Annotated in this window: 22 protein-coding genes and 1 riboswitch; of the genes, 13 read left to right on the top strand and 9 right to left on the bottom strand. The window is 72.9% G+C overall.

Annotation, left to right across the window (positions count from 1 at the left end; all coding sequences use genetic code 11):
• Window positions 1–66: 66 nt before the first annotated feature.
• A riboswitch (TPP riboswitch) is annotated at window positions 67–163 on the top strand.
• The 3 genes from thiM (at window position 152) to thiD (ending at window position 3,209) form a co-directional block, all read left to right on the top strand.
• Window positions 152–1,021: a hydroxyethylthiazole kinase gene (thiM, locus tag DEI97_RS06745; protein ID WP_111075049.1), complete on the top strand. Its 870-nt coding sequence runs from the start codon at window positions 152–154 to the stop codon at window positions 1,019–1,021. It overlaps the preceding riboswitch by 12 nt.
• Complete coding sequence (gene thiE, locus DEI97_RS06740; RefSeq protein WP_111075048.1) at window positions 1,021–1,686, top strand: thiamine phosphate synthase; 666 nt, start codon at window positions 1,021–1,023, stop codon at window positions 1,684–1,686. The genes thiM and thiE overlap by 1 nt, the downstream gene beginning before the upstream one ends.
• A gap of 50 nt (window positions 1,687–1,736) precedes the next feature.
• Window positions 1,737–3,209, top strand: coding sequence for a bifunctional hydroxymethylpyrimidine kinase/phosphomethylpyrimidine kinase (gene thiD, locus DEI97_RS06735; protein ID WP_258376713.1), 1,473 nt, complete (start codon window positions 1,737–1,739; stop codon window positions 3,207–3,209).
• Window positions 3,210–3,265: 56 nt separating this feature from the next.
• Here the strand turns inward: thiD and DEI97_RS06730 are convergent, their stop codons facing one another.
• From DEI97_RS06730 to DEI97_RS06715, 4 genes are all read right to left on the bottom strand, one after another.
• Window positions 3,266–3,805, bottom strand: coding sequence for a metallophosphoesterase family protein (locus DEI97_RS06730; RefSeq protein ID WP_111075047.1), 540 nt, complete (start codon window positions 3,803–3,805; stop codon window positions 3,266–3,268).
• Between the two features lie 10 nt (window positions 3,806–3,815).
• A complete protein-coding gene (locus tag DEI97_RS06725; protein ID WP_111075046.1) occupies window positions 3,816–4,292 on the bottom strand; it encodes a MarR family winged helix-turn-helix transcriptional regulator in 477 nt (158 codons plus the stop codon).
• A gap of 186 nt (window positions 4,293–4,478) precedes the next feature.
• Window positions 4,479–4,940 carry a VOC family protein gene (locus tag DEI97_RS06720; RefSeq protein ID WP_111075045.1) on the bottom strand — a complete coding sequence of 154 codons (462 nt, stop codon included), beginning with the start codon at window positions 4,938–4,940 and terminating at the stop codon, window positions 4,479–4,481.
• A 17-nt stretch (window positions 4,941–4,957) separates the two neighbouring features.
• Window positions 4,958–5,254 carry a GNAT family N-acetyltransferase gene (locus DEI97_RS06715; protein WP_111075044.1) on the bottom strand — a complete coding sequence of 99 codons (297 nt, stop codon included), beginning with the start codon at window positions 5,252–5,254 and terminating at the stop codon, window positions 4,958–4,960.
• Window positions 5,255–5,348: 94 nt separating this feature from the next.
• On the opposite strand from DEI97_RS06715, the gene DEI97_RS06710 reads away from it, so the two are divergent.
• Together DEI97_RS06710 and DEI97_RS06705 are read left to right on the top strand one after the other, a co-directional pair.
• A complete protein-coding gene (locus DEI97_RS06710) occupies window positions 5,349–5,996 on the top strand; it encodes an NADPH-dependent F420 reductase (protein WP_111075043.1) in 648 nt (215 codons plus the stop codon).
• A gap of 104 nt (window positions 5,997–6,100) precedes the next feature.
• Window positions 6,101–7,876 (top strand): hypothetical protein, encoded by a 1,776-nt coding sequence (locus DEI97_RS06705; protein ID WP_146248152.1) that lies wholly within the window; start codon window positions 6,101–6,103, stop codon window positions 7,874–7,876.
• Window positions 7,877–7,898: 22 nt separating this feature from the next.
• On the opposite strand, the gene DEI97_RS06700 is transcribed toward DEI97_RS06705, so the two are convergent.
• Window positions 7,899–8,441 carry a hypothetical protein gene (locus DEI97_RS06700; protein WP_146248151.1) on the bottom strand — a complete coding sequence of 181 codons (543 nt, stop codon included), beginning with the start codon at window positions 8,439–8,441 and terminating at the stop codon, window positions 7,899–7,901.
• Window positions 8,442–8,511: 70 nt separating this feature from the next.
• The gene (locus DEI97_RS06695) at window positions 8,512–9,369 is read right to left on the bottom strand and encodes a LysR substrate-binding domain-containing protein (protein ID WP_111075040.1); all 858 of its coding nucleotides are present in this window, start codon (window positions 9,367–9,369) and stop codon (window positions 8,512–8,514) included.
• 123 nt (window positions 9,370–9,492) lie between these two features.
• Here DEI97_RS06695 and DEI97_RS06690 point away from each other — a divergent pair, with 123 nt between their 5' ends.
• Window positions 9,493–10,818, top strand: coding sequence for an MFS transporter (locus DEI97_RS06690; RefSeq protein ID WP_111075039.1), 1,326 nt, complete (start codon window positions 9,493–9,495; stop codon window positions 10,816–10,818).
• A 75-nt stretch (window positions 10,819–10,893) separates the two neighbouring features.
• On the opposite strand, the gene DEI97_RS06685 is transcribed toward DEI97_RS06690, so the two are convergent.
• Complete coding sequence (locus tag DEI97_RS06685; protein ID WP_181439266.1) at window positions 10,894–11,541, bottom strand: NAD(P)-dependent oxidoreductase; 648 nt, start codon at window positions 11,539–11,541, stop codon at window positions 10,894–10,896.
• Between the two features lie 144 nt (window positions 11,542–11,685).
• On the opposite strand from DEI97_RS06685, the gene DEI97_RS06680 reads away from it, so the two are divergent.
• The 4 genes from DEI97_RS06680 to DEI97_RS06665 all read left to right on the top strand — a co-directional run bounded on the left by DEI97_RS06680 (window position 11,686) and on the right by DEI97_RS06665 (window position 17,040).
• Window positions 11,686–12,051 (top strand): winged helix-turn-helix transcriptional regulator, encoded by a 366-nt coding sequence (locus tag DEI97_RS06680; protein ID WP_111075037.1) that lies wholly within the window; start codon window positions 11,686–11,688, stop codon window positions 12,049–12,051.
• Between the two features lie 49 nt (window positions 12,052–12,100).
• Window positions 12,101–13,129, top strand: a complete 1,029-nt coding sequence (locus DEI97_RS06675) for an NADPH:quinone reductase (RefSeq protein ID WP_111075036.1) — start codon at window positions 12,101–12,103, stop codon at window positions 13,127–13,129.
• Window positions 13,130–13,983: 854 nt separating this feature from the next.
• A complete protein-coding gene (locus tag DEI97_RS06670) occupies window positions 13,984–14,868 on the top strand; it encodes a patatin-like phospholipase family protein (protein ID WP_111075035.1) in 885 nt (294 codons plus the stop codon).
• Window positions 14,869–14,955: 87 nt separating this feature from the next.
• On the top strand, window positions 14,956–17,040 hold the full coding sequence (locus DEI97_RS06665; protein WP_111075034.1) for a S9 family peptidase: 2,085 nt from the start codon (window positions 14,956–14,958) through the stop codon (window positions 17,038–17,040).
• A gap of 51 nt (window positions 17,041–17,091) precedes the next feature.
• On the opposite strand, the gene DEI97_RS06660 is transcribed toward DEI97_RS06665, so the two are convergent.
• Entirely contained in the window at window positions 17,092–18,285 is a 1,194-nt protein-coding gene (locus DEI97_RS06660) for an acyl-CoA dehydrogenase family protein (protein ID WP_220039209.1), read from the bottom strand.
• A 63-nt stretch (window positions 18,286–18,348) separates the two neighbouring features.
• Here DEI97_RS06660 and DEI97_RS06655 point away from each other — a divergent pair, with 63 nt between their 5' ends.
• From DEI97_RS06655 to DEI97_RS06645, 3 genes are read left to right on the top strand one after another with little or no spacing between them, the layout of a single operon-like run.
• Window positions 18,349–19,026, top strand: a complete 678-nt coding sequence (locus DEI97_RS06655; protein ID WP_181439265.1) for a QsdR family transcriptional regulator — start codon at window positions 18,349–18,351, stop codon at window positions 19,024–19,026.
• Complete coding sequence (locus tag DEI97_RS06650) at window positions 19,023–19,220, top strand: hypothetical protein (protein ID WP_111075032.1); 198 nt, start codon at window positions 19,023–19,025, stop codon at window positions 19,218–19,220. Before DEI97_RS06655 ends, DEI97_RS06650 begins: the two co-directional genes overlap by 4 nt.
• Window positions 19,221–19,268: 48 nt before the next feature.
• Complete coding sequence (locus DEI97_RS06645) at window positions 19,269–19,514, top strand: hypothetical protein (protein ID WP_111075031.1); 246 nt, start codon at window positions 19,269–19,271, stop codon at window positions 19,512–19,514.
• Window positions 19,515–19,564: 50 nt separating this feature from the next.
• Here the strand turns inward: DEI97_RS06645 and DEI97_RS06640 are convergent, their stop codons facing one another.
• Window positions 19,565–20,002, bottom strand: a complete 438-nt coding sequence (locus tag DEI97_RS06640; RefSeq protein ID WP_111075030.1) for a VOC family protein — start codon at window positions 20,000–20,002, stop codon at window positions 19,565–19,567.
• Window positions 20,003–20,093: the final 91 nt, after the last annotated feature.

The raw sequence follows: 20,093 nt of genomic DNA, 5'->3' as shown, positions 1-20,093 counted from the left end.
TGTCCACCCTTCCACAAACGTCCGTCAGGAGCCCCTGGACGTCGGTGCCGATGCGTGTACGGTGTCGACCGAGACACGGGGTGCCGCATCCGAGCGGCTGAGATCACACCCGTCGAACCTGCTCGAGCTCGTACTCGCGAAGGGATCGTCCATGGAGAACGCTGCGCCCACGATCGACTGGGCCCACCGAACCGCCGACCTGCTGGAGGCCGTCCGCACCCGGGCGCCGCTGGTGCAGTGCATCACGAACACGGTGGTGCAGAACGTCACCGCGAACGTGCTGCTCGCGCTGGGGGCGTCGGCCGCGATGGTCGACGTGCCGACCGAGGCGGGGCCGTTCGCCGGCGTCGCGGACGGGCTGCTCGTCAACACCGGCACCCCGCACGCCGAGCCGCGCGTCGCCTCGCTGGAGGCCGCGGCCGCCGCCGTGGTCGCGGGGACGCCGTGGGTCCTCGATCCGGTGGCAGTGGGGTCGTTGCCGGTCCGGACCGCGCTGGCGCGTGACCTGCTCGCACTCCGGCCCACGGTCCTCCGGGGGAACGCGTCGGAGGTGCTCGCGGTCCTCGGCGCCTCGGCGGGCGGTCGTGGTGTCGACAGCACCGTCGGGACGGAGGACGCGCACGACGCCGCGGTCGCGGCCGTCCGGGCTGACACGGTCGGGGCCGTCGCCGTCTCGGGTCCGGTCGACCTGCTGGTGGCGCCGAGCGGGCTGGTACGGGTCGCGAACGGTACGGAGCTCCTCACCCGGATCACAGGCGGCGGGTGCGCGCTCGGCGCGGTCGTGGCGGCCTTCGCGGCGGTCTCCCCCGGCAGTCCGCTGGACGCGGCCGTCGCTGCGACGGCGGTGCACACGATCGCCGCCGAGCTGGCGGCGCGCGACGCCGGTGGCCCCGGTACCTTCCAGCCGCTGTTCCTCGACCGGCTCGCCTCGCTGAGCCCGGAGGACGTCGTCCGGGAGGCCCGGATCACCGCCGACACGTCGGCTGCGGCCGTCCTCGGCATCGCCGGCGGGGCCGCCTGATGCCCGGCACGGACGACTTCGGCGTCTACCTGGTGACCGACTCCGCGATGGCGGAACGCCACGGGCACGGGGTGCTCGGCGTGGTCCGGGCCGCGGTCGGTGCCGGGGTGCGGATCGTGCAGGTGCGTGACAAGACCGCGTCGGCTCGGGACCTGCTGGCACTCACCGCCGCCGTGGCCGATGCGGTGGGCGACCGGGCGCTGGTGGTCGTGGACGACCGGCTCGACGTCGCCCTGGCCGCTCGGCACGCGGGACACCGGGTGGCCGGTGTGCACCTCGGGCAGTCGGACGTCCCGGCGAGCGCCGCCCGTGCACTGCTCGGCCCGGACGCCCACGTCGGGCTGACGGCGAACACGACGCGGCACCTGGTGGAGGTCGCGACGATGCCCGCCGGGTCGGTCGACCTGCTCGGAGTCGGGGTGGTGCACCCGACCAGCACGAAGCCGGACCACCCGCCGGCGCTCGGCGTCGCCGGGTTCGGACGGCTCGCGGCGACGACGACCGTGCCGTGCGTCGGCATCGGTGGCGTGACCCTCGACGACGTCGGACCGCTCCGGCAGGCCGGGGCCGCAGGTGTCGCCGTCGTGTCGGGGATCTGTGCGGCGCCGGACCCGGGCGCTGCCGCTCGGGCGTTCGTGGCGGCGTGGGACGGAGCGGGACGGTGAGCGGGAGCGCAGGCGTGGGCGCAGGTGTTCCGGTTGCGCCGCTGCCGCGGGTGCTCAGCATCGCCGGCACGGACCCGACGGGTGGTGCCGGGGTGCAGGCGGACCTCAAGTCGATCGCGGCGCACGACGGGTACGGCATGGCGGTCGTCACGGCACTGGTCGCGCAGGACACCGTCGGGGTCCGGTCGGTGCACGTCCCCGACGCGGTGTTCCTCCGGCAGCAGCTCGACGCGGTGTCGGACGACGTGACGATCGACGCGGTGAAGACCGGGATGCTCGGCACGGCCGAGGTGGTGCGGGTCGTCGTCGACTGGCTCCGGGCACACCGGCCGGCGTGGGTGGTGGTCGACCCGGTGATGGTGGCGACGAGCGGCGACCGGCTGCTCGACACGGATGCCGAGTCCGCGATGACGGAGTTGTTCGCCCTCGCCGACCTGGTCACGCCGAACCGCGACGAACTCCGGGTCCTCGCCCAGCTGGCGGGCGCGGCGTCGACCGACGGCACCACGATCGACGGCATCACGACCGACGGCATCAACGCTGCTCGTGCCGTCGCCCGACGGTGGGACGTCCGGGTGCTCGCGAAGGGCGGCCACGACGACGGGCCGAGCTCGGACGACGCCCTGGTCGCCCCGGACGGCAGCGTCCGGGTGTTCACCGGCCCCCGGGTCGCGACGACGAACACGCACGGCACCGGGTGCTCCCTGTCGAGTGCGATCGCCACCCTCGTCGCCCGGCACGGCGACTGGGAGCTGGCGGTCGGGTCGGCGAAGACCTGGCTGACCGCCGCCCTCCGCGGTGCCGACGCGCTGCAGGTCGGCCGCGGTCACGGGCCGATCGACCACAACGCCCTCGTCCGGGCGGCCCTGCCGACACCACGATGGACCGACGCCTGGTGGGTCGACGCGGCCGAGGTGCTCGACGAGACGCTGGACTGCCGGTTCCTTAGGGGTCTGGCCGACGGCACGCTCGACCCCGAAGTGTTCGCGGGCTACCTGGCGCAGGACGTCCACTACCTGCGGGCGTACGAACAGCATCTCGCCACGATCGCTGCCGGGTCCACCGGGGAGGCTGCCGCGTTCTGGAGGACCGCCAGCGAGGGCTGCGCCGCTGAGGCCCGCGACCTGCACCACCGTCGGCTCGCCGGATCGCACAGTGACGACCCGGTGCACCCGGTGTGCGCCGGGTACCTGGCACACCTGGCCGACGCGGCACGGCAGGGTGCCGGCACCGGGGACGTCAGCGTGCTCGCGGCCGCGGTGCTGCCCTGCTTCCGGGTCTACGCCTGGGTCGGGGAACGGCTCGGCACGGCTCCGGTCGGGCACCCGTTCGCCGACTGGATCACGGCGTACGGGGACCCGGGGTTCGCGGCCTCGAGCGTGCGGGCCACGGAGCTCGTCGAGGAGCTCGCGCGGCGGGCCGACCCCGAGCTGCGGGGGCGGATGGCGCGCGCGTTCCGGCAGTCGGTGGCGCAGGAGCTCGCGTTCTTCCAGATGCCGGAACAGCTGGGCGAGCCGGTCTGACCGGGCGGGCCGGTCTGACGGAGGCGGGACGGGCCTCCCGGTCGAACCGTCGCGCGTCAGGACGCTTCCGGGGACGCGACCAGGCGGATGCCGTCCGCGCCGGGGGCCCGCCGGACCAGCGTGACCGACAGGTCCGACCCGTCGACCTCGCAGCGCATCCACGTGTGGTCGGGCTGTCGTCGGCGGTCCGTCGGCGAACCGGGGTTGAGCAGACGCATGCCGTTCGGTGCGGTGGAGTCCCAGGGGATGTGCGAGTGGCCGAAGACCAGGACGTCGACGTCGGGGTGGTCCGCCTCGGCCCGACGTCCGCGCCCGGTCGCCGGACCGGTCTCGTGCACGACGGCGAAGCGCAGCGACTCGATGCGGCGGGTGGCGACGAGGGGCAGGTGGTCCTCGAAGCCAAGGTCGTTGTTGCCGCGGACGGCGAGCAGGTCGCGGGACCGGGCCCGGAGCAGGTCGACCGTCGCCAGGTCCACCCAGTCACCGGCGTGCACGACCAGGTCGGCGGCGTCGATGTCGGCCCACAGCTCGGCCGGCAGGTCCTTCGCCCGCTTCGGCAGGTGCGTGTCCGACAGCAGGACGAGCGTGGTGCTCACGGTGTCGCCGTCACTCGTCGGGGTCGCGGCTCGGCATCGGCAGGTCGACCTCGTCGGCGGCGCCGAGCCGTTCGAGCATGCCGGCGAGCAGCGCCACGTCGTCGTCGGACCACTCCGCCAGACGTTCGACCAGGGCGTCCCGGTGCAGCCGCACGGACCGGGCCAGCGCCGCACGGCCGGCGTCGGTCGCCTCGAGCGGCTTCGCGTTGCCGGAACCGCCGTCGACCGTGCGGACCAGGCCCGCGACGAGCAGCCCGGACAGCTGCCGCGAGATCGTCGACCGGTTCAGCCGCAGGTAGCGGGCGATGTCGATCGCCATGCACCCGGGGTGCTGGACGACGAAGTCGACCAGCGACTGGTCCACGATGCTCAGCACGTCGTCGGTGCCGCGCGCACGGACGCTCGCTCGGCGGGTGATGCGGGAGAGCTCGGTGTACGCCCGTCCGATGTCCGCTTCGCGGATCCCGGGGCCCCTCGGGTCGGCCATGGTGTTCCAGTCTGTCGTCCGGCGTCGGCCGGAGGTCGGTCGCCCCTGGTCAGGGCATGGTGCTTGCGTGGCGGTCCCCGCATCGCTGACGCGGGCCCCTCCGCCGACGGTGTCGCCCCACGATAACGGGGCGTCCGCCGAAGAGGGGACATCGGTGGCCGACCGGGGCACCGCCGGGTGTCGGGCTCAGGCCGGGGCAGCCGCCGACCGGAGTGCGGCGATGTCGAGCTTGATCATGTCCCGCATCGCCTCGTAGACCCGGGTGGCCGCTGCGTGGTCGCCGCCGGCTGCCATCAGCTCCCCCATCATCGACGGGGTGACCTGCCACGACAGGCCCCAGCGGTCGACCAGCCAGCCGCACGCCACCGGGTGCCCGCCCTCGGCGATCAGCGCGTCCCAGATCCGGTCCAGTTCCTCCTGCGTGTCGACGTCGACCTGCAGCGAGAGCGCGTCGGTGAACGGGTGCCCGGGGCCGCCGTTCATCGCCCGGTACGGCTGGCCCATCAGGGTGAACTCGACCACGAGCACCGAGCCGTCCGGACCGCGGCCGACGCCGTCGATCCGTGAGTCGGGGAACAGCTCCGTGTAGTACTCGGTGGCGTGCTGGGCCTGGTCGTCGAACCAGAGGAAGGGGACGATGCGGGGCATGGCGGTCTCTCGGTGGGTCAGTCCGCGACGCCGCGGCTGAGGAGGTCGTTCTTCTCGGGGTGCTCGTCGAACCACTGGCTGACGAACCAGCACATCGGGACGATGCGCTTCGACGACGTCGTCTCGACGTCGGACACGGCGTGCTCCACGAGTTCACCCGCGTACCCGTGGCCGCGGTGTGCCGGCACCGTGTACGTGTGCGGGAAGGCGATCGCGTCACCGTTGACGCGGTAGTCGAGCACGCTCACGAGGGTCCCGTCGACGTACATGGCATACCGGTCTCGGTCGGCCTCGTTCCGGAACTCGTGTGTCATGCCGCCATCCTGCACCGCCGTTCAGGTTCCGGTGCCACCGCGCTCCGGGGAACGCCAGACGGAATGCCCTGGCCGCGCTCGTGTTGCACCGTGCATGACAACCATCGGAATCATCGGAGCAGGCAACATCGGATCCCAGCTCGCACGCCTCGCGGTGCAGCACGGCCACCAGGTCGTGATCGCGAACTCGCGCGGGCCGGAGACCCTCACCGACCTCGTCACCGAGCTCGGCGAGCACGCCACCGCCGGCACCCGCGAGGACGCCGCCACCCAGGGCGAGATCGTCGTCGTCACCGTGCCGCTCGGCGCCATCGACACGATCCCCGTCGAGCCGCTCGTCGGCAAGGTCGTCATCGACACGAACAACTACTACCCCCAGCGCGACGGCCAGATCGCGGCCCTCGACGAGGAGACCACCACGACGGCCGAGATGCTGCAGGACCACCTGGTCGGCGCCCACGTCGTCAAGGCCTTCAACCACATCGGCGCGGACCACCTCACCGAGCACGCCACCCCCGCCGGCACCCCGGACCGCCGCGCCCTCGTGATCGCCGGTGACGACGCCGCTGCCAAGACGACCGTCGCCGACCTGATCGACGAGTTCGGCTTCGACACCGTCGACGCCGGCGCCCTCGCCGAGGGATGGCGCATCCAGCGCGACACCCCCGGCTACGGCCCGCGTCTGACCGTCGACGAGCTCCGCGAGGCCCTCGCCGCCGCGAAGCGCTACCGCGACATGTGACGTCGACGCACCCCGCGCTCGACCCCCTCTGACTGGGGCTCTCGGCCGCTGTTCCTCCCCGGTAGAACTGACGATGGATCAATCCAGGGAGAGGAACAGCGGCCGTGGCGTCTCATCGCATGCCCGAGTCCGAGCGACCCCGCCGGGCGGTACCCGCATGGGTCACCGCTCCGCCGGAGGACGCCCGCCCCGTGGTGGCGGCACCGACTGCGGCGAGCGCCGGAGTCGCCCCCGCCGTCGGCAGCGTGGAGGTCAGCGGCCGCCCCGTCGCCCGGGCACTCCCCGCGGTCGGGGCAGTTCCCTCCGCCGGGGCGGTTCCCTCCGCCGGCGCAGTCCCCGCGATCGGCGCAGGCCCCTCGGTCGGCGCTGTCCCGGCAGTCGACGCGGCCCTCGCGGTCGACGCAGTCAGTCTGGAGGCGCTCCGCACCTCCGCCACGCCGGCCCTCGACCCGAACGCGGTCGCCCCCGACTACCCGCCGGCGCAGGAGCTGCTGCCGCCGGCTCCGACGTCCCCGAACGTCGACACGATCCCCTTCGCCCCGGTCTCCAGCCCTCCCGTCGTCAGTGCGCCCACCGTCAACGCACCCGGCAGCGGCGTGACCGTCACCACGGTCCCGGCGGGCAGCTCCGCGGTCGGCCGACACGGTGCCGGGCAGCACGGTGCCGGGCAGCATGCGCCGACCGGACGTCGTGGCGCCGGTGCAGCCGGCATGGCGATGCCCGTCGCGCCCGGGACCGGTGTGCCCGCCGCGGAAGTCCAGCACCCACCGCTCGGCCCCGTCGACGCCGCCACACCCGGTGCCCCCGCCAACTGGTACACACCGCAGTCCGGGGTTCCGGCGGCTCCGGAAGCAGCGACCCCGGCCCACCCGGAGACTCCGGTGCCGTCCGGGTCCTGGCTGCCGACCGTCGGCGCGCCCGCCCTCGGTGGGAGTGACACCGCTTGGTCAGCGTCCGGCCCCGCTCTGCCGCCCACGCCGGCCGTCCCCGTCGTACCGGCGGCCGGTCAGCCGCGGTTCTCGGTACCGGGCCTCGAGCACGTCGTCGTCGAGGGCGGTGAGCCCGAGCCGGTCGGCCCGATCGGCTACCGCACGCCCGCACGCTTCGCCCGACAGCAGGCCCGGGTCGTCCCGCCGGCCGCCACGGCCGCCACGGCCGCCACGACGTTCGACGCGATCATCGGCGCGTCGGCACCCACCGGTGTCGCGCAGTCCGCCCGCCTGGACCCGGCCGTCAGCACCCCCTCCGTCCCGCCCCTCGCTCCGGTCCTGCCGCCGGTCACCCCGGCCGTCTCCGGCAGCGCCGACACCACGGCCGTCGACCCCGCTGCGGTCGCCGGACCCACACCGGCCCGAGAGCACCGGAACGCTCGCGGACGCGGCACGACCGGCCGCCGGCTGTTCGGGTCCCGCCGCACCGTCGAGGAGCCGCCGAAGCGCCGCTCGACCGCCGTCCCGCTCCCGGCGCCAGCGGAGGTCCCGACCGTCGCGACGGCCGTGACGGAGGGTGAGGCGCGCCTCCCGGCCGATGCGCAGCCCACCGCACGCCGGACCGCACGACCCGCCCGGTCGCTCGGGCCGACGCAGGGCGCTGTCCTGGGTGCGATCGCCGGTCTCGGGACGATCGGACTGGCCGCTTGGTGGTTCACCGCTCCCGCGACCGTGCACGCGGTCGGCGTGGTCCTCGGGCTGCTCGCGGTCCTGGTGTCCGTCGTGACGATGCGGAATGCGCTGACCACGTGGCAGCGGCCCGTCGCCCTGCTCGGTGCGGTGCTCGGCACGGTCGGCACCCTCGTGCTGCTGTGGGCGGTCGCCTCGGTGCTCGGCGCACCGCTGCCGGACATCACCGGCACCGGGACCGTCCCGACGATCGCGCCCTGACCACCGAACGCCACTCGGCTGGTCAGCCCGACCGGTCCGTCGCGAACATCCGGAGCGCCGAGCGGAAGTGCTCGACGTCACTGCGCACCGGCATCGACAGCAGGAGCGTCGACGCCGAGAGCCGGACGGCCATCGTGCCCGAGGTCGGGAGGACCACCAGGGTCCGCAGCCCGACGCGCCATGCGGCGACCAGGTCATCGAGCACCCGGTCGTCGTAGGTGACCTCAGCATCGCTCGGAGCCGCAGCCTCGATCCAGGTGCCGTAGGCGTCCGCGAGGGCGTCATCGAGGACAGCGTCCCCCAGGTGCTCCGCGAGGTGCTCAGCCCACGCGCTCGCCTGCCGGAGGAACTGGAAGTCCTCTTCCCAGTCGTCCGGCCGCGTGACGAGCGCCGCGATCGACGCCGACCACGCCGCGAGCCAACTGCTCCGATCTGCTCCGGACCACCCGGCCGCACTCGCCGATGTCGACTCGAGGAAGAGCAGCATGCACAGCGAGTGCTCGCGTCGTTCCTCGGTGATGAGCATCTCCGGTGGCCAGGCGGACGTGGCGGCGTCTGCGTACATCTGGGGTCCCTCCTGCATCGTCGAGACCGACATGCTGGCATACCGGGCGTCCGACGGGGAAGGCCGACAGTCAGACGGCGCGGACGACCCCGCGCGACAGGATCGCGTTCGTCAGGGCCTCGATCGGCTCGCGCTGCACGGTCGGGTTGGCGATGAGGACGTAGTCGACCGCCGGCAGGTCCGGCAGCGACAGCCGCTGCGACACCTTCACCAGGTCCGCCGGGATCAGCGAGTGCGGGAACACCGCGACCCCGATGCCGGCCCGGACGGCCGCGAGGACGCCGTTGACGTCACGGGTGTTGCAGGTGATCCGCCAGGTGCGACCGGCGGCCTCCAGCGCGTCGATCGCCATCTGCCGGCTGATGCTCGGCGCCTGGTAGGCGATCAGCGGCACCGGGTCGTCGATCTCGAGGGCGATGCCGTCCTGCGCCATCCAGACCATCTGGTCCGAGGCGACCCGGGTCCCTTCGGCGGACTCCCCCGCGGTGCGCTTGATGAACACGAGGTCGAGCTGCCCGGCGTGCACTCGGCGGAGCAGCGGTGCGGACTGGTTCACCGTCAGCTCGAGGTCGACCTGCGGGTGCAGCTTCCGGAAGTCACGGAGGATGCGGGGCAACTGCGTGATCGCCAGGTCATCTGCGGCGCCGAACCGGAGGCGCCCTCGAGCGGCGACGCCCGAGAAGTACGCGTCGGCGGTGGCGTGGGCGGCGAGGATCGTCCGCGCGAACCCGGCCATCGCGTCGCCGTTGTCGGTCAGGCGGACCCCGCGGGTGTCGCGTGCGACGAGGGTCCGCGAGACCGTCGACTCGAGCCGGCGGACGTGCTGGGAGACCGTCGGCTGGCTGATGCCGAGCTGCACACCGGCCTGCGTGAAGCTGCCGGTCTCGGCGACGGCCAGGAAGGTCTGGAGCAGGACGGGATCGAGCACGGCGGGCCCCTCATTCGACATCGCAATGGAGTGATGCCGATCATAGGAGGATCGAATGGCCGTCGAGCGGTTAGTTTCGATCGGGTACCGTTCCCACCCTCGACAGCCGGAGTCCCCCGCACCGTGCGATCGTCACCGACGACCATCCACCCGCCCACCGAGCCGCTCCCGATCAGCACCGTCCGCCCGCCGTGGCGCCGGTCCTTCATCGCCCTGTCCGTGCCGAACTTCCGGCTGTTCACCGCCACCAACCTCGTCGCGATGACCGCCGGGTGGATGCAGCGCATCGCCCAGGACTGGCTCGTGCTGCAGCTCACCGGGTCGGTCGCACAGGTCGGCATCACGGTCGCGTGCCAGTTCGCACCGATGCTGCTGTTCGGGCTGCTCGGCGGGGTGTTCGTCGACCGCTACTCGAAGCGGGCGCTGATGATGATCACGCAGGGTGCCTTCGCGGTGCTCTCGCTGCTGCTCGCGGTGCTGACCCTGGCCGGGGTGGTGCAAGCGTGGCACATCTGGGTGATCGCGTTCCTGGTCGGCATGGTCACCGTCATCGACAACCCGGCGCGGCAGGTGTTCGTCACCGAGATCGTCGGACACCAGCACCTGCGGAACGCGATCAGCGTCAACTCGTCGGTGTTCCAGCTCGGCGGCATGATCGGCCCCGCACTGTCCGGCATCCTGCTCGTCGCCGTCGGCGCCGGGTGGTCGTTCGGCATCAACGCGATCGCCTGTGTCGCCGTGGTCGTGACGCTCGGGTTCCTCCGCGTCTCCGAACTGCACCGCACGCCGCCGGCCCCGCGGTCGAAGGGGCAGCTCATGGAGGGCCTCCGCTACGCCGCCGCGAAGCCGACGATCATCGTGCCGGTGATCCTGGTGGCGTTCTTCTCGGTGTTCGCTCTGACGATGCCGGTGCTGCTCTCCGCGTTCGCCTCGAAGGTCTACGGCGTCGGCGCAGGCGGGTACGGCCTGTTCAACTCCGCGGTCGCCGTCGGCGCACTGACCGGCGCGGTCCTCTCCACCCGGCGCGCAGTGGTGCGGCTGCGCACGATCGTCGGCGGGGTGTTCTGGACCGGGGTCCTGCTCGTGGTCGCCGGGACGACCCCGACGATCGCGCCGTTCACGGTCCTGCTGGTCGTGGTCGGGTTGTCCCAGCTGCTCTTCCAGACGGCGTCGAACTCACTGGTGCAGCTGTCCTCGAACGTCGCCATCCGCGGCCGGGTGATGTCGCTCTACGTCCTCGTGCTCCTGGGCGGACAGGCGATCGGCGGTCCGCTGATGGGCCAGGTCGTCGACCACTTCGGGGCGCACGTCGGGATGATGGTCGCCGGCGGCGTCCCGGCCGCGGCCGCGGCGGTCACCGCGCTCGTCCTGGCGCGGCGGGGTGGCCTGCACCTCGAGGTGCGCATGCGCCACCACCTGCCCCTGCCGGCCATCGTCGGCAACCGCTGACCTGACGGACGGGAGGCCCGTGACCAGCTGGTCACGGGCCTCCCGTCCGTCATGCGGTGACGCGAGCCGGTCGGGTCAGTAGGCCACGCCGAAACGCGCCTGGTGGTGCTTCGGCTGCTCGATCTCGTCGACGACGGCGATCGCGTAGTCGGCACCCGAGATGTCCGAGTTGCCCTCGGCATCGGCGAGCAGGACGTCGTCCGACGAGCGGTAGGTGCCGCGACGCTCGCCCGGGTTGTAGCCACCGAAGGCCGCGGCGGGGCTGACGTAGAACCAGTCGACCGAGGTGTCGCCGGCGCGCAGGGCCTCGAGGATCTGGCCGTGGCTCTTCGCCTCGCCCTTGAAGGCGTCCGGGAAGTCGGGGGTGTCGTACAGGGCCGGGCCGCCCTCGGCGACGAGCATCGAGCCGGCGCCACCGACGATGCCGAGACGCGCACCCGCAGCCTCGGCGGCGTCGACGAAGTGCTGGAACTTGTCCTTGAGCTCGCTGCCGTCGGACTGGACCGCGTGCAGGGACACGATGACGACGTCGGCGCCCTTGGTCACGTCGGACACGAAGCCGGCGTCGAACGCGTCGCCCTGGGCGAGCGTGAGGTGCTCGGCGGCGTCGAGCTTGGAGGTGTCGCGCGCGACGGCGACGACCTCGTGGCCGCGGGAGAGGGCTTCACGGACGATGGCGGAGCCGGCGTAGCCGGTGCCTCCGAAGACGACGATGGTGGACATGCGAGCTCCTTCGTGTGACGGTTCCGACGCGGTCACGCGCCGTGTCACTCACTGTACGGGTGTTACTCTCTTTCGGAAAGTAGGCACCTCGTGGTGCGTGCCCCGCCCGGGCGCGTCGCGGGTCGTGCCCCACGGAAGGCCACCATGACTGCGCTCGAGTACAGCCCCTACGCGGCGGACTGCCCCTCCCGGCAGCTCCTCGACCGGATCGGGGACCGCTGGAGCGTCCTGACGATCGGCGCCCTGGCGGACGGGCCCCGCCGCTACTCGGCGATCGCCACCCGGGTACAGGGCGTGTCGCAGAAGATGCTCACGCAGACCCTCCGTGCCCTGGAACGCGACGGGCTGGTCACCCGGACGGTGTTCCCCGAGATCCCTCCGCACGTGGAGTACGAACTCACCGCTACCGGACGGTCGCTCCGTACGGTCCTCGTGCCGCTCGAACAGTGGGCGATCGACCACATGGACGGCGTCGCCGAGGCCCGCTCGGGGTACGACGCGCGCGGCTGAACCCGTCCCTCCTGGAATCGCGACCGCCCGCCGGTGGTTGCGTGGAGACATGCGATCCATCGTCTACTCCCAGCCCGGAACGTCCGCCGTCCTCTCCCTCGCCGACCGTCCGGTCCCCGAGCCCGGCGACGGTGAGGTCCGCGTCCGCGTGGTCGTCTCCGGCGTGAACCCCACCGACTGGAAGGCCCGGCAGGGCGGGACCTACGGCGACGGCCTGCCGTTCCCCGAGATCACCCCGAACCAGGACGGCGCCGGCATCGTCGACGCGGTCGGCCCCGGGGTCGAGGGGCTGTCGGTCGGCGACCACGTCTGGCTGTTCATGGCCGCGGCCTCCCGCCCGACCGGCACCGCGCAGGAGTACACCGTCGTCCCCGCCACCCGCGTCGCACCGCTGCCCGAGGGCGTCTCGTTCGACGTCGGCGCCTCGCTCGGCGTCCCCGCGATGACCGCCCACCGCGCCCTGACCGTGCACGAGGACGGTCCCGCCCGTCTCTCCCCCGGCGCGCTGACCGGTCGCGTCGTCCTCGTCGCGGGAGGCGCGGGTGCCGTCGGCCACGCCGCCATCCAGTTGGCACGGTGGGCCGGCGCGACCGTCATCGCGACGATCAGCTCCGACGACAAGGCAGCCCTCGCCACCGCGGCCGGTGCCCACCACACCGTCAACTACCGGGAGGACGACGCCGCCGACCAGATCCGCGCGATCGCCCCGGACGGCGTGCACATCGTCGTCGAGGTGTCGATCCCCGCGAACGCCGACCTGGACGCGGCCGTGCTGGCGAACCACGGTGTCGTCTCGATGTACGCCGACAACGGTGGCGACGCGGCGTCGATCCCGGTCCGGCCGAACATGAGCATCAACGCCCGGTACCAGTTCCTGCTGCTCTACACGATCGGCGACGCTGCCCTGGCCGCCGCTGCCGAGGACGTCACCGCCGCACTGCGCGACGGTGTCCTGCCGGTCGGCGAGGAGGCGGGCCTGCCGCTGCTGCGCTTCCCGCTCGAGGAGACCGCGGCCGCCCACGACGCCGTGCAGGGCGACGCGGTCGGCAAGGTGCTCATCGACGTCGCGGCCGAGTAGCGGGGGGCGCGCTGGCGCGGCGCGGCGCGCGTCGGCGCAGCACAACAGGGACCGACTCGAACCGCGGGAAACCGCGGCGCGAGCCGGTCGCCGTTGTGCGTGGCCCACCGGCGGACGGGAGGCGCGGGGCGGGGGCGATCCGCGCCTCCCGTCCGGCTCCGGGCGGGGTCCGGCGCCCCGACGTAGTGCGCGGCGCGGCGCGCTTCGGCGCCGCGCAACAGCAACGGACGGGAGGCGCGGGGCAGGGGCGACCCGTGCCTCCCGACCGGCCCATGGCCGGGCCCGCCCACCCCGCGTGGCGCCTGGCGCGGCGCGCTTCGGCGCAGCACAACAGCAACCGGCCCGAACCGCGGGGAACCGCGGCGCGAGCCGGTTCCTGTTGTGCGTGGCCCACCGGCGGACGGGAGGCGCGGGGCGGGGGCGACCCGTGCCTCCCGACCGGCCCGTGGCCGGGCCCGCCCACCCCGCGTGGCGCCTGCGCGGCGCGCTTCGGCGCAGCACAACAGGAACCGGCTCGAACCACGGGAAACCGCGGCGCGAGCCGGTTGCCGTTGTGCGGGGCACACCGGCGGACGGGAGGCGCCGGACGGGCGCGACCCACGCCTCCCGACCGGCCCGTGGCCGGGTCCGCCCACCCGACGCGGCGCGCCTGCGCGGCGCGCTTCGGCGCAGCACAACAGGAACCGGCTCGAACCGCGGGAAACGGCGGCTCGAGCCGGTTCCTGTTGTGCGCGACCCAGCGGCGGACGGGAGGCGCGGGGCGGGGGGCGATCAGCGCCTCCCGGCCGGCCCGTGGCCGGGTCCGCCGGCCCGGCGTGGTGCGCGTTCATCGCCGGACTTGGTATGCAGGACACATGACCGATGTTGCAGAGCCCACGCCCACTCCCACGCCCGGAACCCGCGCGATCGTCCTCGGAGGCGGCGGGGTCGCCGGCATCGCCTGGGAGCTCGGCGTCTTGTCCGCACTCGAGGATGCCGGGGTCGACCTCGGAGCCGCTGACCTGGTGGTCGGCACGAGTGCAGGCAGCGTGGTGGGGGCGTTCCTGCGCGCCGGCGCCGTGCAGGACGCCTACGCGCAGCAGACGAGCCCCCTGCCGACGACGTACGAGGAGCCCGCCGCTGTGGACGTCTCTGAAGTCGAGCAGCGCTTCGGCGCCGCGATGCAGGGCGCAATCTCGGAGCAGGACGCCCGCGCGCGGGTCGGCGCTGCGGCGCAGGAGGTCACCGCCGGCCAGAGCGACGACGAGCGTGTCGCGACCTTCCGACAGACGCTGCCGAGCGCAGAGTGGCCGGCGAAGCCCTACGCGGTGACCACGGTCGACGCGGTCGACGGGTCCTTCCGGGTGTTCCGCGCCGAGGACAGCGTGCCGCTGGAGCGCGCTGTCGCCGCGAGCTGCTCGGTGCCGATCGTCTGGTCGCCGGTGCGCATCGACGGACACCCGTACGTCGACGGCGGGGTGCGGTCGGCGACCAACGCGGACGTCGCCGCCGGGTACGAGCGGGTCCTCGTGATCGCGTGCAGCCCGGAGGGCCCGTCGCCGCTCGGGCCGTGGCTGGACCGGTCCGTCGCCGCGCTCCGTGACGCTGGGTCGCAGGTGGAGGCCGTGGTCGCGGACGAGGCGTCGATCCGGGCCTTCGGGACGAACTCGCTGGCGCTGTCGACGCAGCGGCCCTCGGCTGAGGCCGGGCGGGCGCAGGCGGAGCAGGTCGCGGAGCGGGTCGCCGCGTTCTGGGCGTGACGGACAGTGCCTGTGGATCCTGTCGGGTTCTCCACAGAGCCGGTCTGAGCCCTGTGCCGGGGGCGGTGCCGTCGGTAGCGTGACGGCATGACGACACCGTTCTCGGACCTCGACCAGTTCCTCGCGTTGCCCCGTGTCGACGGGCTCGTGCTGAGCCCCGACGGCGAACGTGCGGCCGTGACGGTGAGCACGCTCGACGCGGACGGCACCACCTACAAGAAGTCGGTGTGGGCGGTCCCGACCTCCGGCGACGGTGTCGCGACACGGCTGACCCGCTCGGCGACGGGCGAGTCCGCGGCCGCGTTCACCCGGCACGGGGACCTGCTGTTCGTGTCTGGTCGGCCGGACGCCGAGTCGGGCAAGGACGGCGCCCCCGCGCAGCTCTGGCTCCTGCCGGCCGCCGGTGGGGACGCGCGCCCGGTCACCCGGCTGGCCGGCGGTGTCGGCAGTCTGCTCGGCGCCGCGTCGGCATCGGACGTGCTGGCGGTCACCGCACCCCTGCTGCCCGCGGCCGACGGGGACGTCGACCGCGATGCCGCCCTCCGGAAGCGGCGGGACGACCAGAAGGTCCGGGCGATCCTGCACGAGTCGTACCCGATCCGGTACTGGGACCACGACCTGGGGCCGGACGAGCCGCACGTGCTACGGCTCGACCTGGGCACGCTGCGGGAAGCGCAGGGCAGCGACGTGGACGCCGGCGACAGTGCCGCCGAACCGCAGGAGCCCCGTTACCCGGCACACCTGCCGAAGCCGACCGACGCCACGCCGCACCCAGGCCGCACGCTCGACGCCGTCGACGGCGCACTGACCGCCGACGGACGCACCCTGCTCGCCTCGGTGGGCGTGCACGAGGCGCGCGGGCACCGGTTCGTCCTCGTGACCATCGACCTCGAGACGGGGACGCGGACCGTGCTCTTCGACGACGCGGGCGTCGACCACGAGATGCCCGCGCTCAGCTCGAACGGTCGGACGATCGCCTGGATGCGCACGGTCCGCTCGACCCCGGCCGGCGCGAACCAGCAAGAGGTCTGGACGGCGAGCATCGACGGCAGCGGTGCCCGGCGGATCGCGACCGATTGGGACCGCTGGCCGAGTCAGCTGGTCTTCGAGCACGGGGACCGAGCGCTCCTGGCGACGGCCGATCAGGACGGCCGGGCGCCGGTGTTCCGCCTGCCGCTCGACGGTGCCCCCGTCGAGCAGCTGACGCAGGACGACTGGGCGTACTCGAGCCTGCACGTGGCGGCCGAGAGCGGCGTCGTGGTGGCGCTGCGGGCCTCCTGGGCGGCGCCGCTGCACCCGGTCCGGATCGACGCCGACGGGACGGTGCACGTCCTGGCGACGCCCGCTCCCCTGCCGGAGGTCCCCGGACGCCTGGAAGAGGTCGAGACCACCGCGGCCGACGGCACGCGTGTCCGCGGCTGGCTGGTCCTGCCCGACGACACCGCGGCCACGGGGCCCGCGCACCCGCTGCTGCTCTGGATCCACGGTGGACCGCTGAACTCGTTCAACCAGTGGTCGTGGCGGTGGACGCCGATGCTCGCGGCGGCGCAGGGCTACGCCGTGCTGCTGCCCGACCCGGCGCTGTCGACCGGCTACGGCCTGGACTTCGTCAACCGCGGCTGGAACGCCTGGGGCCAGGCGCCGTACACGGACCTGATGGCGATCACCGACGCTGTCGTCGCGCGGGACGACATCGACGAGACCCGAACGGCGGCGATGGGCGGCTCGTTCGGCGGCTACATGGCGAACTGGGTCGCCGGGCACACCGATCGGTTCGACGCGATCGTCAGCCATGCCAGCCTCTGGGCACTCGACCAGTTCGCCGGCACGACCGACGCTGCGCACTACTGGCAGGCGATCTTCGACGCCGACGGGCTGGCGGCGAACGACCCGCACCGCTTCGTCGGCGACATCCGGACACCGATGCTCGTCGTGCACGGGGACCACGACTACCGCGTGCCGATCGGCGAGGGACTGCGGCTGTGGTCCGAGCTCGCCGAGCACCATGCGGACGCCGACGGTCGGATGCCGCACCGGTTCCTGTACTTCCCGAACGAGAACCACTGGGTGCTGCAGCCCCAGCACGCGAAGCTCTGGTACCAGACGGTGTTCGCGTTCCTCGGGCAGCACGTGCTCGGGCAGGACTGGGAGCGGCCGGAGCTGCTCGGCTGAGGCGGGAAGCAGCCGTCGCCCGGGCTTCCGAGCGACGGCTGCCTCAGCGGGTCAAACGAACGCGCCCTGGCCCGTCACCGCGCGACCGACGATGAGCGTGTTGACCTCACGCGTCCCCTCGTACGAGTAGATGGCCTCGGCGTCGGCGAAGAACCGCGCGACACCCTTGTCGAGCACGATGCCGTTGCCGCCCTGCACCTCGCGGCACCAGCCGACGGTCTCGCGCATCTTCGTCGTGGCGAAGGCCTTGGCCATCGCCGAGTGCTCGTCGCCACCCACTCCCTGGTCCTGCAGCGCCGACGCCTGGGTGCAGAGCGCGATCGACGCGGTGATGTTCATGAGCGACTTGACGAGCAGGTCCTGGATCAGCTGGTGCGAGGCGATCGGCTTGCCGAACTGCACGCGCTCCTGCGCGTACCGGAGCGCTGCCTCGTAGGCCCCGATCGAGATCCCGACAGCCTGCCAGGCGACCTCGGTGCGGGTCAGACGGAGGACGGTCGCTGTCGAGCGGAACGAGTCGGCGTGCTGCAGCCGACGGGACTCGGGAACGCGGACGTCCTCGAGCGTGATGTCGGCGTTCTGCACCGACCGGAGGGCGATCTTGTCCTCGATCTTCGTCGCGGTGAACCCCGGGGTGTCCGACGTCACGAGGAAGCCCTTCACCTGGTTGTCCGCCTCGTCCTTCGCCCAGATGACGACGACGTCCGCGAAGGTGGCGTTACCGATCCACCGCTTCGAGCCGTTCAGCACCCAGGTGTCACCCTCGCGTCGGGCCGTGGTCCGGAGGCCGCGGGCTGAGTCGCTGCCGGACAGCGGTTCGGTCAGACCGAACGCTCCGACGATCTCGCCGGAGGCCATGCGGGGCAGCCATTCGCGCTGCTGCTCGTCGCTGCCGGCGACGGCGATGGAGTTCATGGCGAGGCCGGACTGCACGCCGATGAAGGTCGAGACCCCGGCGTCGACACGGCCGAGCTCGAGCGCCGCCCAGCCGCGGTACACGGCGGAGTTCTCGAACTGGCGGACCAGCGGGATACCCGGGCCGTACATGCCGAGTTCGGCGAGCGGTGCGATGACCTGCTTCGGGAACTCGGCGCGGGCCCAGTACTGGTCAGCGATCGGCGCGACTTCGCGCTCGAGGTACTCGCGGAGCTTCCCCAGGGAGTCGCGTTCCTGGTCGGTCAGCTGCTCCTGGAACCGGTAGAAGTCGGATTCCAGCAGGGGTGTCTGCGCGGCGGTCATTGACATGGACCCAACGATGCATCATTCTCGGAAACGTTGCAAGACCGGCACGACGACTCTGGGGGAACCGTGAGCAGGCAGGCACTCGGCGCGCTCGGCTCGGCCCTCGTCCCGAGCGCACTCGCCGCCCGCCTGGAGGCCCATCCCGACTCCCAGCGCGCCTTCCGTGCTGCGCGGCACAGCTTCATCGACGGCGCCCGCATCGACATGGGAGCGCTCGCGTCCTCGCTCGGGGTCGACCGGACCTCGCTGTTCCGCTGGGTCGGGAACCGCGACCAGCTGCTCTCCGAAATCCTCTGGTCGCTCGCAGTCCCGACGCTCGACGCCGCCGGCCGTGCAGCTGCACCCTCGGGAGCGGAGCGGATCGTCGACGTCCTCGACCGGTTCACCGCGGACCTGATCCGAGCGCCGTACTTCCGGGCCTTCCTGACCCGCGAGCCGGCCAGGGCACTGCGCCTGCTCACGACGACCGACAGTGACGTGCAGCGGCGCTTCGTGGCCGTCGTGGCGTCGCTCATCGAGACGGAGCGGGCGGCCGGCGTGTTCGACCCGGCGCCGCTCTCCCCCGAGGAACTCGGCCGACTGCTCGTGCGCGTGTCAGAGTCGTTCACGTACGCGGACCTGATCTCCGGCGAGACCCCGGACCCCGACCGGGCACGCACGACGTACGAGTACATCCTGCGGCCCGTCGGGCACGGGTCCGACGGCTGCACGCCGTCACCGACGAGGAAGGCCACCACCGCGTGACCAGGACACCCGCCGCGATCACGATCGCCGCTGCCGCCGTCGTCCTGCTCGCCGGATGCACCACCGAGCACACCACGGCCGAACCTCGCACGATGACCAGCGAGCAGGCGAAGCAGGCGGTCGTCGACATCGTCGACCGGTCGTACGCCGAGATCGACGGCGACTGGACGATCCGCAGCGGTACCGCGGTGTAGTCGTGCCCACTGCCGGGTAGCGGCACCGGCGCTGCGTACTCCTACATCGTGGACCGGAAGCCGGGCGGTACGCCGCAGTCCGACGTCGCGAAGCTCCAGGACCTCTGGAAGGCGAAGGGGATCACGACCCAGGCCTACGAGAACAGCGGCAAGGACCCAGTGCGCGGTGTTCGAGGTTCCGGCGGTCCGACCACGTCGATCGACCTCTACGCGGACCCGACGGGCTACACGATCGAGGGACTGTCGGTGTGCACGGTCGGCGACGCCGCCGAGATGCAGGGCAACGGAGAGTGAACGGATGCCCGGGCAGACGGCCTCGATCGTCCGGCCGGGCACCCGACGACTCACTTGCGTGCGGCGAACTCCAGGTTGATGTCGTCGGGGTCCTGCACCGACAGGATCGTCATGCCGGCGTCCCCGAGTTCGGTGACCTCTCCGTGCTCGATGCCCGCCGCGTCCAACCGGGCCGCAGCCTGGTGCAGTTCGTCGACCGAGCCGAGGGTGAAGCTCACGTGGTCGAGACCCACCGTGTCCGGGTCGAACCGCTGCCCGGACGGTGCGACCGGACGCAGCCCGAACACCTGGTCGCCGAGCGGGAACACGCAGCCGCCGTAGAAGCGCTCGCGGTCCTCGGTGACGCCGGGCTGGTCGACCTGGTCGCTGAAGTCGATGACCGGGTCGACGCCGAGCAGCTGCTGGTAGAACGCCTTGCTGCGGGCGATGTCGGTCACGGTCACGCGGACGTGCGCCAGGGCGGTGGGGTGGGCGATCGGGTCGGTCATGTGGTGCTCCTCGGTGTGACTCGCCACCGTCGTGGTGGCCGGTCCGAGGAAACGCCGGACACCTGACGGAGTGCCGGGGGCGTGCGGCGAC

The organism is Curtobacterium sp. MCLR17_032 (assembly GCF_003234795.2).
Lineage (GTDB): Bacteria > Actinomycetota > Actinomycetes > Actinomycetales > Microbacteriaceae > Curtobacterium.
Note: the sequence above shows the minus strand (reverse complement) of the source record. Positions and strands in the feature narration are given on the sequence as shown.

Coding starts and splice junctions, on each gene's coding strand:
- DEI97_RS06660 (WP_220039209.1), bottom strand. CDS start 18,285: ATGTCAATGACCGCCGCGCAGACACCCCTGCTGGAATCCGACTTCTAC.
- thiE (WP_111075048.1), top strand. CDS start 1,021: ATGCCCGGCACGGACGACTTCGGCGTCTACCTGGTGACCGACTCCGCG.
- DEI97_RS06685 (WP_181439266.1), bottom strand. CDS start 11,541: ATGTCCACCATCGTCGTCTTCGGAGGCACCGGCTACGCCGGCTCCGCC.
- DEI97_RS06720 (WP_111075045.1), bottom strand. CDS start 4,940: ATGCCCCGCATCGTCCCCTTCCTCTGGTTCGACGACCAGGCCCAGCAC.
- DEI97_RS06725 (WP_111075046.1), bottom strand. CDS start 4,292: ATGGCCGACCCGAGGGGCCCCGGGATCCGCGAAGCGGACATCGGACGG.
- DEI97_RS06670 (WP_111075035.1), top strand. CDS start 13,984: ATGACCGATGTTGCAGAGCCCACGCCCACTCCCACGCCCGGAACCCGC.
- DEI97_RS06710 (WP_111075043.1), top strand. CDS start 5,349: ATGACAACCATCGGAATCATCGGAGCAGGCAACATCGGATCCCAGCTC.
- DEI97_RS06640 (WP_111075030.1), bottom strand. CDS start 20,002: ATGACCGACCCGATCGCCCACCCCACCGCCCTGGCGCACGTCCGCGTG.
- DEI97_RS06680 (WP_111075037.1), top strand. CDS start 11,686: ATGACTGCGCTCGAGTACAGCCCCTACGCGGCGGACTGCCCCTCCCGG.
- DEI97_RS06675 (WP_111075036.1), top strand. CDS start 12,101: ATGCGATCCATCGTCTACTCCCAGCCCGGAACGTCCGCCGTCCTCTCC.
- DEI97_RS06665 (WP_111075034.1), top strand. CDS start 14,956: ATGACGACACCGTTCTCGGACCTCGACCAGTTCCTCGCGTTGCCCCGT.
- DEI97_RS06700 (WP_146248151.1), bottom strand. CDS start 8,441: ATGTACGCAGACGCCGCCACGTCCGCCTGGCCACCGGAGATGCTCATC.
- DEI97_RS06715 (WP_111075044.1), bottom strand. CDS start 5,254: ATGACACACGAGTTCCGGAACGAGGCCGACCGAGACCGGTATGCCATG.
- thiM (WP_111075049.1), top strand. CDS start 152: ATGGAGAACGCTGCGCCCACGATCGACTGGGCCCACCGAACCGCCGAC.